The sequence below is a fragment of the Onishia taeanensis genome, from assembly GCF_013349955.1.
Lineage (GTDB): Bacteria > Pseudomonadota > Gammaproteobacteria > Pseudomonadales > Halomonadaceae > Onishia > Onishia taeanensis_B.
In genome coordinates, this window is sequence record NZ_JABVXC010000008.1 from 136,876 (window position 1) to 148,607 (window position 11,732).

9 protein-coding genes and 3 tRNA genes are annotated in these 11,732 nt (G+C 58.8%); 3 read left to right on the forward strand and 9 right to left on the reverse strand.

The features are described from left to right. Positions 1–127 precede the first annotated feature (127 nt). Together HUS66_RS11095 and speA are read left to right on the forward strand one after the other, a co-directional pair. A complete protein-coding gene (locus HUS66_RS11095; RefSeq protein WP_175070974.1) occupies positions 128–1,075 on the forward strand; it encodes a homoserine kinase in 948 nt (315 codons plus the stop codon). Positions 1,076–1,266: 191 nt separating this feature from the next. Continuing rightward, the gene (gene speA / locus HUS66_RS11100; protein WP_175070975.1) at positions 1,267–3,168 is read left to right on the forward strand and encodes a biosynthetic arginine decarboxylase; all 1,902 of its coding nucleotides are present in this window, start codon (positions 1,267–1,269) and stop codon (positions 3,166–3,168) included. Between the two features lie 216 nt (positions 3,169–3,384). Here the strand turns inward: speA and HUS66_RS11105 are convergent, their stop codons facing one another. The 4 genes from HUS66_RS11105 to HUS66_RS11120 all read right to left on the reverse strand — a co-directional run bounded on the left by HUS66_RS11105 (position 3,385) and on the right by HUS66_RS11120 (position 9,090). Beyond that, positions 3,385–4,050: a fumarylacetoacetate hydrolase family protein gene (locus tag HUS66_RS11105; protein ID WP_175070976.1), complete on the reverse strand. Its 666-nt coding sequence runs from the start codon at positions 4,048–4,050 to the stop codon at positions 3,385–3,387. A 214-nt stretch (positions 4,051–4,264) separates the two neighbouring features. Beyond that, positions 4,265–5,209: an ectoine hydroxylase gene (gene thpD, locus HUS66_RS11110; protein WP_282848687.1), complete on the reverse strand. Its 945-nt coding sequence runs from the start codon at positions 5,207–5,209 to the stop codon at positions 4,265–4,267. 536 nt (positions 5,210–5,745) lie between these two features. Next, a complete protein-coding gene (locus HUS66_RS11115) occupies positions 5,746–7,977 on the reverse strand; it encodes a S8 family peptidase (RefSeq protein WP_175070977.1) in 2,232 nt (743 codons plus the stop codon). Positions 7,978–8,007: 30 nt separating this feature from the next. Then, positions 8,008–9,090, reverse strand: coding sequence for an ATP-binding protein (locus HUS66_RS11120; RefSeq protein WP_175070978.1), 1,083 nt, complete (start codon positions 9,088–9,090; stop codon positions 8,008–8,010). 258 nt (positions 9,091–9,348) lie between these two features. Between HUS66_RS11120 and HUS66_RS11125 the strand changes: the two genes are divergently transcribed. After that, on the forward strand, positions 9,349–9,594 hold the full coding sequence (locus HUS66_RS11125; protein ID WP_175070979.1) for a hypothetical protein: 246 nt from the start codon (positions 9,349–9,351) through the stop codon (positions 9,592–9,594). Between the two features lie 369 nt (positions 9,595–9,963). On the opposite strand, the gene HUS66_RS11130 is transcribed toward HUS66_RS11125, so the two are convergent. From HUS66_RS11130 to mutY, 5 genes are all read right to left on the reverse strand, one after another. Then, a tRNA-Thr gene (locus HUS66_RS11130) sits at positions 9,964–10,039 on the reverse strand. A 56-nt stretch (positions 10,040–10,095) separates the two neighbouring features. Continuing rightward, a tRNA-Gln gene (locus HUS66_RS11135) sits at positions 10,096–10,170 on the reverse strand. 6 nt (positions 10,171–10,176) lie between these two features. Beyond that, positions 10,177–10,252 (reverse strand) — tRNA-Phe (locus tag HUS66_RS11140). Positions 10,253–10,333: 81 nt separating this feature from the next. Then, entirely contained in the window at positions 10,334–10,606 is a 273-nt protein-coding gene (locus HUS66_RS11145) for an oxidative damage protection protein (RefSeq protein ID WP_092528489.1), read from the reverse strand. Between the two features lie 4 nt (positions 10,607–10,610). After that, positions 10,611–11,720, reverse strand: coding sequence for an A/G-specific adenine glycosylase (mutY, locus tag HUS66_RS11150; RefSeq protein ID WP_175071010.1), 1,110 nt, complete (start codon positions 11,718–11,720; stop codon positions 10,611–10,613). Positions 11,721–11,732 lie beyond the last annotated feature (12 nt).

Genomic DNA, 11,732 nt, shown 5'->3' on the forward strand with positions numbered 1-11,732 from the left:
AACCCGCTGGCTTGAGGGCCTGTTTCAGTGACAGGGCTTCGCTCAGCCGAAGGACTGACGACGTGGGCCGTGCATCGCGCCGGCAAGCCGGTACAATGTTCCGTTTGGCATTCCGGGCGAGAGAGACATGGCCGTATTCACCCCGCTTGACGACGCGCAGGTCGCGGACTTCCTGACACGCTTCGAGGCAGGCTCCCTGACGGGGCTGAAGGGCGTGGCCAGCGGTACCGAGAACACCACCTATTTCGTGACCACCGACTCCCGCGAGTTGGTGCTGACGCTGTTCGAGCAGGGCGAACACGAAGAGCTGCCGTTCTTCGTCGACCTGCTCGATTATCTGGCCGAGCATCGGCTGCCGGTACCCGGCCCGTTGCACGACCGCGATGGCGTCGCCCTGCAGAGCCTGGCCGGCAAGCCCGCGCTGCTGTTTCCGCGCATGCCCGGCAAGCACCCCAGCGCGCCCAGCATTGCGCAGTGCAGTGCCCTCGGCGACGCCCTCGGCCATATGCATTCCGTGTCGCGCCACTTCGAGGGGCAGCGCCCCAACCCCCGCGACCTGCACTGGCTGGTCCCCATGCACCACCGGGTGTTGGCCTATCTCTCGCCTGACGACCAAGCGCTGATGAGCGATGAGATCGACGCCTACCAGGTGTTCTTCGGCGATGCTCCCGACCTGCCCCAGGGCGCCATTCACGGCGACCTGTTCCGCGACAACACCCTGTTCGACGGCGAGCGGCTGGGCGGCATCATCGACTTCTACAACGGCTGCACCGGCGACCTGCTCTTCGATCTGGCGATCGTCATCAACGACTGGGCCACCGACGACGACGGGCACCTGGACAAGGAGCGCCACGACGCCATCCTCTCGGCGTACCAGGCCCGCAGGACACTGACCAGCAACGAGCGTGATGCCTGGCCGATGATGCTGCGCATGACCGCGCTGCGCTACTGGCTCTCGCGGCTGCTGGTGGTCTACGTGGACCCACCGGCTCACGACCTCACGCCCCATGACCCCGAGCGTTTCCGCACCATTCTCGGCCAACGCCTCGAGGGTGCCCTACCGCTGCCGGCCTGATCGCTCCACGATGGCATAATCAGCGTTTGGCCCATGCGCCCGCCACCTCGGCGGGCGTTATTATGAGGGCTTACCTCCTGCCGGCCCGTTGCTCACAGATACCGCAGGCCACTGACAGTCGCGCTGCCCCGCGTCATAATGCGGCTCCGTTTCCGTCATCGCGCCGGCTCAGGCCAGCTCAGGAGAGCGACATGACCTCACCCGCCGCCAAGGCAAGACGCACCTATAACATCGACCAGTGGGGCAGCGGCTATTTCGACGTCGATGACCAGGGCCATGCCCTGGTGCGCCCGCTGGGCAGCGAGGTAGAGGGCCCCAGCCTGCCGCTGGACGGCCTGGTCGACGAACTGCGCGCGGCAGGCCTGCGCCTGCCGGTGCTGGTGCGCTTCACCGATATCCTGCACGACCGGGTCGAGCAGCTCTGCGCGGCTTTCGACTACGTGATGCAGGATGAGCACTACGACGGCGGCTACACCGCCGTCTATCCGATCAAGGTCAACCAGCAGCGCCGGGTGGTCGAGGAAATTCTCGCCACTCAGGAGCGCGGCCGCGGCCGCGTCGGCCTGGAAGCCGGCAGCAAGCCGGAGCTTCTGGCCGTGCTCGCCCTCTCCGGCGACGCCCCCTCGCTGATCGTCTGCAACGGCTACAAGGATCGCGAGTACGTGCGTCTGGCGCTGATGGGCGAAAAGCTGGGCCACAAGGTCTACCTGGTCGTCGAGAAGTTCTCGGAGCTGGAACTGATTCTTGAAGAGGCGCGCCGCCTCGAGGTCACGCCGCGCATCGGCCTGCGCGCCCGGCTAGCCTCGGTGGGCAAGGGCAAGTGGCAGAACACCGGCGGCGAGAAGTCCAAGTTCGGCCTCACCGCCAGCCAGATCCTCGAGGTGGTCGAGCGCCTGCGCGAGGCCGACTCCCTCGAGAGCCTGCAGCTGGTGCACTTCCATCTGGGTTCACAGATCGCCAATATCCGCGACATTCAGCGTGGCCTGCGCGAATGCGCCCGCTTCTACCAGAGCCTGCGGGAACTCGGCGCGCCGGTGGATACCGTCGATGTCGGCGGCGGGCTTGGCATCGACTATGAGGGCACCCGCTCGCGCAGCGAATGCTCGATCAACTACTCGATGCGCGAATACGCCGGCAACGTGGTGGCCGCCTTCCGCCAGGCCTGCGATGCCGAAGGCCTGCCCCACCCGCACCTGATCAGCGAATCCGGCCGCGCCCTGACCGCCCATCACGCGGTACTGATCACCAACGTAATCGGCGAGGAACGCATCGGCGAGGCGCCGCCGGCGTCGCGTACCGCTCAGGATGGCGAGGTGCAGGAACTGTGGCGGGTGCACGACCAACTGGCGGCCAGCCAGGAGCCTCGCGGCCTGGTCGAGGCCTACCACGATCTGGTGCAGGCGATGGCCGAGCTACAGGACCGTTTCGTGCTGGGCCTTGCCGACATCTCCGCCCGCGCCGAGGGCGAGGCCGTCTACTTCGCCGCCTGCGGCCGGCTGCGCGGCCAGCTCGATGCCCGCAACCGCGCCCACCGGGAGATCCTCGACGAATTGGCCGAGAAGCTCGCCGACAAGCTGTTCGTGAACTTCTCGCTGTTCCAGTCGGTGCCCGATGTGTGGGGCATTCAGCAGATATTCCCGGTGCTGCCGCTATCGGGACTCGACCGGGAGCCGACCCGCCGCGCCGTGGTGCAGGACATCACCTGCGACAGCGACGGGCGCATCGACAGCTACGTCGACGGCCAGGGCGTCGAGGCCACCCTGCCGCTGCCGGACTGGCAGCACGACGACGAAAAGCTGCTCGGCTTCTTCCTGGTCGGCGCCTATCAGGAGATCCTCGGCGACCTGCACAACCTGTTCGGCGACACCGATTCGGTGGATGCCGCGCTCGATGCCAACGGCCGCTGGGCACTCTCCGAGGCGATTCGCGGCGACGACGTGGCCTCGGTGCTTGGCTACGTCAACTTCGATGCCGAGGTGCTGCGCGCACGCCTGAGCCGTCAGCTCGAATCCAGCGGCCTGCCCGAAGCCCAACGCCGCGCCTTCCTCGACGACCTGCATGCCGGGCTCAAGAGCTACACCTATTTGGGCTGATGGCGATGCCGCCTGGCCAACCACTGGCCACGGCGCGCCAATTCACACCGCCACAAGCTACATCGCCACAAAATACATCGCCACAAAATACATCGCCTCGCCAAGAGCTTGACGAGGCGATGTCTTATCGGTCGGGCCCTGACGGCATCCCAGGGCCCAATGCGAACGTTCACGCGCTTATTGACGATCCTCTCATTTCGGTGAGGGGGGCGGCTGCTACGCCTCCACCCGCGTCTCGACCTGCAACCAGCCGTTGAGGTCGAAATGCAGCCGGGCACCGCGTGGCAGCCGCCCGACGCCTGCCGGGGTGCCGGTCAGCACCACGTCGCCGGGCAACAGCGTAAAGTGACGGCTCATCTCGGCCAGCAGTTCGGGAACCGGGAACAGCAGATCCGCGGTGTCGCCGGTCTGGCGACGCTCGTCGTCGATATCCAGCGAGAAATTGAGGCTCGACCAGTCCAGCGGGCCGTTAAGGCGCAGGAAAGGCGACAGCGGGCAGGCGCCATCGAAGGACTTGGCGATTTCCCAGGGGTGCCCCTTCTCCTTCAAGCGGCTCTGCACCTCGCGCAGGGTCAGGTCCAGTGCCAGGCCGATGCCGGCCACCGCCTGCTCGGCTTGCTGGGGGCTCGCATCGGTAAGCGTATCGCCGATCAGCAGCGCCAGTTCGGTCTCGAAATGCACCTCGCCCCGCGACGGGGCAATATCGATCGGCTCCTTCAAGGGCACCGCCGCCGTGGCCGGCTTGATAAACAACAGCGGCGAACTCGGCACCGGATTATCCAGTTCCTTGGCATGCTCGGCGTAGTTACGCCCCACGCAGACGATCTTGCCAAGTGCATGGGGAAAATCCTGACCGTCGGTAAAACGGGGCACGAAATGCATGGGAGCGGTTCTCCTGACCAGGTCCAGCGCATGGCGCGTAGTAATGGAATGGCGCGCAGTCATGGGACGTAGATGACGACGTGAGAGCAGCGAGCGGTGCCACGCAACGTGCACCCATCGCCATGATTGAGGGTCAGTCTACGTCACCCATGCCCTGGTTAGGCGGCCCGCCACCAAAGAACTAGGCGTCATGCGATCCTTGGATGCGCTGGCCTCAGTGCTGCTGCGCGCCCCAATCGTCTTCTGGCCGATGCGCCAGGAAGTCCGGGCGCTTGCGCTTCGCCGCATAGGGTTCGCCACAGGCGTTGTCGCGGCGGTTATAAACGAAGAAAGCGTTGCTGCGCGGGTCCGGCGACATATTGGCATTGGAGCCGTGCAAGGTGTTGCAGTCAAACAGCAAGAGCCCACCCGCAGCACCGGTCGGCGCCTCGATGCCGTGGCGCTCGATCAGCCGGGTCAGCGCCTCGCGGCTCGGCACACCGAATTCCTGCGTCTTCAGCGACTGCTTGTGATGATCGTCCGGCGTCTCGCCAAGGCAGGGCACGAAGACACGATGCGAGCCGGGAATCAGCATCAGCGGGCCGTTGAAGGTGTGATTGTCGGTGAGCACGATCGAAGCACTGACGGCGTTCATCGCCGGCATGCCGTCCTCGGCGTGCCAGGTCTCGAAATCGGAGTGCCAATTGAAGCCCTTACCCTGGAAGCCAGGCTTGTAATTGATGCGCGACTGATGCACGTAGGGCTCACCGCCGAGAATCTGGCGGGCGCGGCCCACCAGTCGCTCGTCTTCGGCGAGCCTTGAGAAACGCTCGGAGAGAAAGTGCACCGCGAACAGCGAGCGGATCACCTGGCTGCCAGGCTCGGTGATGCTGAAATCACGCCCGGCATAGTCTTCGTTTTCCAACAGCGCCTTCAACTCGTCGCGCAGTTCCTCGAGCTCGCGCCCGGAAAGAAAGTTCGGCTCGAACAGAAAGCCTTCGCGCTCGAAGCGCTCGAGCTGGCCCGGGTCCAGTGGGCCATCCTCGGCGCGGCCCTTCACCACCGGCTCCTGACGCTTCAGCCAGGGCATGTCCAACGGCTGCGCTAAGCGCGTGGGATAGGGATCACGCGGCGCGTTAGTGGCTTGTGTCGCTTGGCGGGTAGCGGTCTGTACTGACACTAGATCACCTCCATGGCTTCCGAAAAAGCGTCTGTGAAATAAGTGCAGATCCAGCCCGGCACTTGGCCTTGGGTCAGTTCTTCTTGTGATGAGGATCCGTGATTGCTCGCCGCCCCGGTTATGCCATGGGGCAGCCTGCATGTGATGTGCGAACGAGATCGCATATTTCAAGGGGCGTTGCATCACCAAAGCGTGGCAGCGGGTGGGCCTCATGCGCTTGAGCCTAGCTATAGACGCCGCTCATAGGCGACATAAGGCGCTGCGGGGAAAACCATCCACAGGGAGGTTTGGCGCTAGGCGGATGTGGATAGGTGGGGCTCTTGGTGGGATGGCTTCTTTCACGCACACAAAAAAGCCGCCTCGATGGGCGACCTCTTTATCTCTAGCTGCGTGTGTGCTGCTTTTTAATGGTGCCGGCACCAGGAGACGAACCCGGGGCCTACTGAATTGCAGAATTCTATCAATTCCTATCGCTGCTGCTCACACGATGTGGACACGCCCCTCAGGCATCAAGGCACTTAAGGGGCAGTATCGCGTTAGGTCCTGACAGGCACATCGACACGGGTTTCTAAGGGTACTAGGATGCTGGAATATGCATTCAGTACCTGGTCATACAGATTTTTCACCCTTGGCGCTTTAAGACTGACGATGAATGCATACGGTATAGGTTTAGCTTCATCATCTTTTCTTCCTTCATCCCGATTGTGATAATAGATATCGAAACCGGGATTAACCAGGGAGCTACCTCTTTTGGTCCTTGAGGCTTTCCAGCAGGGCTCCCACTTGTGCCCATCCCCTCGCAGCTTAAATTCTGCGGCTTTGCTCAAATTACTTTTAGAGAAAAAGGTATCAGTCGCCGGGTAATTAGGATCACCACCTTGCGATGGTTTATCTTCATTGGGCCTAAAAACAGCTTCAAGCCCACCCCGTGTATAAGCATGAACGAATGCCGGATCGACTTCGGGAGCTATCACCAACGTCGCTTTGATATCCACATTACCTTCAAGCTTTTCTTCTGGCAGTGGAATTGGTGCTCTAAGATACTTACCTACCGGGAGTTCTCCCTGATAGATGACCGTTATTTCGTCATCATCGCAGGTCAGAAGGTTGTTTGTATCTGTGATGAACCTTCCCCACCCAACGTTTTCCCGCTGGTGTTCTCCAGGCTCTGCACGGTGCACCATAAGGGCTCTTATGGCTAGCGGAGAGATGTCATCACCAATTAGGGTTTTGCACCCAATGCAGCTTCTAAGAGTGAAGGGCGCTGCAAAGCTAGTACCACTGGTGCCTACCAGTCCACCCTGCGAGCTTGAGTAGACGCCAAAAGGACGTTCAAAGCATCCACCAAAGGCAAGTCCATCGGGTTTTGCGACACCGGGAGTGCGCCCTGGGCCAACCGAGCTATAAGATGCCTTCGACCAGTCATCTAGCGAGCTATCACAAGCCCCAACAGAAAGCACATTCACGCCGTCGGAAGGCGGCTGAATACGATTCAACCCAAACGATTCATCTAGCTCTCCAGAATTACCAACCGCTACCGCAGCCAATGACTTGTTGCTCGCAAAACGCTGATCCAGCTCTGAAGTCCACCTATTGACTTCATCATCTTCTACCGGCAAGTCAGGACCTAGACTAAGATTCACAAAATCGTATGTGTTTTCGGAGCTATCTAAGTGCTCTAGAATACGGTCTAAACAGTCATAGAACTCAAAGTCAGCATCAGTACCTGTACGCTGATCTATAACTCTTATGTGGTCTACCTGGCAAAAAGGCCTCTCCAGCTTACTTTGAGGAGTAAGGGGACCAAAAAGCACTGTCGATGTAACAGCTTCGCCATGATCGATGGCATCCGGATGCATCGGCCCTATGCCATGTGGCTCGATATAATTCACCCATGGTAGCAATGGAGAATCTGTTGGCATCCCTCCATCAAAGACAGCAACTCTTGAATTTCTATTCAAGACTCCCTCATCAGGAAAGCTTGGCTTTCGAGCTACACCCGCCCTGTACATTGCTGGGCGAAAAGTCCGCAAACCAGGCATTTTTCTTGTCACTCTCACAAACGTGAAAGCTGAAAGGGCCTCAACAATGCCGGCAGAACACCGTACAGGAACAAAGGTTACACCATTGCCCGCCCGGAGCTTTTCTCTAACAGGCTCTGCCCCTAGAGATTCGCAATAATCGAAAAAGCTATTCAGAATAAAATCATCGCCACTGCCATGCAAGACAAGCTCATAAACCTCGCTCTCACCCTCCACCTGATGCAAAGCGGACTTGAACTTTTCTCCGGGGCTAGGAATTGAAAAGTCTTCGATTGTTCTAAGCTGTCGAGATAACGTACTCTCAGGGTCCCAGCTGGGAATCTCCCTAATCAGTCCAAGTAGACCTTTTCTATTTGTCTTCACATAAAGCGTATCGGTAACGGCCTCATTATTTGGCGGCGCCTCAATACCCCAGGCTTTAGGCTCTACCCATTGCGACTTACCACCAACGGTTTCAAAGCCTGCCGACCTCAAAAACTCGTAGGGATAATCACTCTTGGAGATAAACCTGGGGTGCACAGTGATACTTGCTACCAAATTTCCACCAGGGCACGCTCCCTCTCGAAGACCATCCAAGTAGCTTTCCACCTCGTTCACCCTATCTTTCATGAAATTGGAGATAAAGCTAAAGCTGTATGGAAGCCCCTTGGACCCACCCGAATTTTTTTTGGCGATAGGATTAGCCAGACGTTCGCCTTTACCTAACAAGAAGTTCTGCTTAGACATTATTTCACCCTTCCCTGCGTAATTAGTGCCTTAAAGGTGTTTTCTGATGGTATCTCGGGACACCCCTGAAATCACTGCAGCCTTACGCTGTGAGAGTCCAGAAGAAGTTAAGTCACATGCTAGCTTTAGCCTTTCCTCAGCTGTAAGCGCCCCCAACCTCTCTGACACTCTTTCTGCAAATTTTTCTTCAACCTTTGTCCCGCTGACAACACTAGCTCTAAACACTGAGGACAGCCAGTTATTCACATCAGAATATGACTGCCCCTCAAGCGATTTTGAGGCCGCCTTCATCAGGCTCTCGTTGATCTTTGCACCTGAAGCCGACACACGCTCATTCATTAACTTAAAAACGTGCTCTGCATCTGGTGTATCAAACTCAACCACTCTGTCAAATCTTCTCCAAACTGCTCTATCAAGCATTTCCGGATGATTCGTAGCAGCTATGAGAAGGCCATCTTTAGACCATGCGTCTAAAGACTGAAGAAGAACATTCACAAGGCGCTTTAGCTCTCCAATATCACCATCATCGCCTCTCTTTTTAGCGATAGCATCGAACTCATCTAGAAACAGTATCGCCCCAGACTCTCCGGCTTCCTCAACGACTTTCTTTAAGTTGTTGCCAGTCTGGCCTAAGTAGCTACTCATGACAGCGGCCAAATCTAGCACAACAATTTCTTTTTTAATTCTATGGGCAAGCCAATTAGCTGCCATGGTTTTTCCGACCCCCGGTGGGCCTGTGAAAAGGATGGTGCGAGTGGGCCCTACACCAAGCTTTGCCAGCTCATCAACTTTCTCTCTTTCTAAAACGACTCCGCTTAGTTCATTTTCTATTTTTTCATCCCAAATCGGGCGAACACCCTCAAACTTATCAGGCGTAAAGACATGTTGAGCACTAATTCTTGATTGGGAGCTAATAGCGGGTGTTGTGGCTCTTTTAGTCGAAGGTGCTCCCTCTTTTTCAAGCTTGCTCAGTAAGCTCTTGAGCTGCTCTTCGAAGTCGGGACGGTCTTTTTTTGCCCTTCTGAGAGTCCGCTGTAGAAACATCTTGGCATCGTCTTGCCGTCCTGAGACAGCAAGCCTAGCCAGCTGGACGTACTCGGAGTAGATGTCCATTTCGAAAGACCACCTTCGTATGCAATATCATCGGGCCTTGTGGCCACAGGTGGACTAATCCTAGCACACCACCCAAAAACCAGTCCAACACAATGTTAAGATACTGTTTTTTAAGGTTTTAAAAATGGACTACGTGGGTGCTATATACTCCGCTTGGCTGCAATGCTTTTAGCCACACAACGTAGCCGATGCCCCTGGCGCCTTATTTGGCTTGTGCTAGATTTCCTTAGATCTAGAGAGCCTGCTTGGAGATCAGAGATGATCGCTCCCGCCTTGCTGCTGTGCGGTTCGCTGCTGCCGTTACCCGACCACTCCGATATCCATAAGTGCCAGATCGGTGGCGACACGCTGTACCAGGAAGCCCGCCCTGGTGTCGAGGTTTCCATGACGCGCGGTAATGCCCTAACCTATGAAGCTCCGGACCTTCACCCCTACGCCAAGTGCAGCCCCGGAAGCAAGATCACAGGCGCAGCAGCGCAGCTCCCGGCTTCAAATCAAGCCTGACGAACCGTAATCGGCGTGTTCAGGCTAAAACTCGTGGAGAGCTCATTCCCGGTATGGCGAAAGGGCAGGCCTACTCCATGCTTGGCGAGCCGACTTACAGTTACCTGCCGCACCGTCTTGGGCGAGCAGGTACGACATGGAAACAAGCAACGCGATCCAGGCCCCGGGCATCGTGCCAGTCTTTTCATTATGAACTGGGGAAATATCCTGGTCTTGCAACGCATCCTGGGCCGCCAGTGGATGACGATGCGCTGCGCCTCGGGTCACATGGAAGGCGCTTCGGGAGGAAAATTTTTTCCACGCACACAAAAAAGCCGCCTCAATGGGCGACCTCTTTATATCTAACTACTTGTGTGCGCTGCATTTTAATGGTGCCGGCACCAGGAGTCGAACCCGGGACCTACTGATTACAAGTCAGTTGCTCTACCAACTGAGCTATGCCGGCGGGGGCAACTCACTAACTACAAGTACCAGATGATGCTACTTAATTTGGGTTGGCAGTGGCTGGGGTAGCAGGACTCGAACCTGCGAATGCCGATACCAAAAACCGGTGCCTTACCACTTGGCTATACCCCAGCAGATTGGTGGCCAGAGAGGGAATCGAACCCCCGACACGGGGATTTTCAATCCCCTGCTCTACCGACTGAGCTATCTGGCCCGTGCCAACGAGGACGTATTTAACTAGAAAGCTTTCCGCGCGTCAACCCTTTTTCTTTCAAAGAGATGGAATGAAGAAAAATCACTGGCTTGGCGGTACGTAGCCTTCAGCCTGGTCAGTATCGCGGTTATCCAGGAAGCGTTCCATCTGCTCCATCAGGTACTCGCGGGTCTTGGGGTCGAGCATGCTGAGATGCTTCTCGTTGATCAGGCGAGTCTGCAGCGCCTGCCACTCCTCCCAGGCCTTCTTGGATACGCTGGCCTGGATCTCCTGGCCTTTCTGGCCAGGCAGCGGCGGAAACGGCAGGGCTTCAAGCTCCTGCTGGTACTTGCGGCAGAACACGGTCTGGCTCATGGGATCACTCCGGGTCTTGCGGGTTGGATGGGCTGGCGAGTCGCGCCAACGACTCTAACAGTGCCTTGACCGGCGCGGCCAAGCCAATGCTGGCCGGCTCGCTGGGGTTATACCAGAGCCCGCCGCCTTCGGTCACGGCAGCCTGTCGGCCGCGTGCGGGCTGCGGGGTAATGGCCAAGCGGAAGTGGCTGAAGGTGTGGTTGAAGGCATTCCAGGCCGGTGCCAGCTCGGCAGCGGGTGCGTGAGCGTCCAGCCAGTCCATCAGGGCCTCGCGGTCATCGAACTGGGGAAAACACCACAGGCCGCCCCACAGGCCCACGGCGGGGCGCTGCTGAAGCAGCACGCGGCCTGTTTCGTCGTGCAGCAGCAGCATGATGGTCGAGCGTTCGGGCAGCGCCTTCTTGGGCTTGGATTCGGGGAAGCGCTTTTCCTGGCCGCGGGCGTGCGCCAGGCACACGTCCTCGAAGGGGCACAGCAAGCAGCTGGGGCTGCCGCGCCGGCACAGGGTGGCGCCCAGGTCCATCATCGCCTGGGTATGGTCGGGCAGGCGTTCATGCGGCGTGTAGCGCTCGGCAAGCGCCCACAGCGGGCGTTCGACCCTGGGCCGCCCCGGCCAGCCTTCCACGGCATGCAGGCGCGTCAGCACGCGCTTGACGTTGCCATCGAGAATCACCGCCCGCTCGCCAGTGCTGATGCTGATGATGGCCCCAGCAGTTGAGCGGCCGATGCCGGGCAGTGCGGCCAAGGCGTCGACGCTGTGCACGGGAAACTCGCCGCCATGCTCGTTCACGACGACCTGAGCGGCCTTGTGCAGGTTGCGCCCGCGAGCGTAATAGCCAAGCCCGGTCCACAGGTGCAGAACCTCGTCCTGCGAAGCGCCAGCCAGGGCGTGCACGTCGGGAAAGCGTTCCATGAAGCGCTCATAGTAGGGAATCACCGTGGCCACCTGCGTCTGCTGCAGCATGATCTCGGAAACCCAGACCCGATAGGGCGTGGTGTTGTGCTGCCAGGGCAAGGTCTTGCGGCCGTATTCGTCGAACCAGGCCATCAGGCGGCGCTGGAACTCCTCGGGCGAGAGATCGATCGGCTCGACGGCCTCGGGGATATCGGTCATGGGCGCTTCGGT

Coding starts and splice junctions, on each gene's coding strand:
- HUS66_RS11095 (WP_175070974.1), top strand. CDS start 128: ATGGCCGTATTCACCCCGCTTGACGACGCGCAGGTCGCGGACTTCCTG.
- speA (WP_175070975.1), top strand. CDS start 1,267: ATGACCTCACCCGCCGCCAAGGCAAGACGCACCTATAACATCGACCAG.
- HUS66_RS11105 (WP_175070976.1), bottom strand. CDS start 4,050: ATGCATTTCGTGCCCCGTTTTACCGACGGTCAGGATTTTCCCCATGCA.
- HUS66_RS11115 (WP_175070977.1), bottom strand. CDS start 7,977: ATGTCTAAGCAGAACTTCTTGTTAGGTAAAGGCGAACGTCTGGCTAAT.
- HUS66_RS11120 (WP_175070978.1), bottom strand. CDS start 9,090: ATGGACATCTACTCCGAGTACGTCCAGCTGGCTAGGCTTGCTGTCTCA.
- HUS66_RS11125 (WP_175070979.1), top strand. CDS start 9,349: ATGATCGCTCCCGCCTTGCTGCTGTGCGGTTCGCTGCTGCCGTTACCC.
- HUS66_RS11145 (WP_092528489.1), bottom strand. CDS start 10,606: ATGAGCCAGACCGTGTTCTGCCGCAAGTACCAGCAGGAGCTTGAAGCC.
- mutY (WP_175071010.1), bottom strand. CDS start 11,720: ATGACCGATATCCCCGAGGCCGTCGAGCCGATCGATCTCTCGCCCGAG.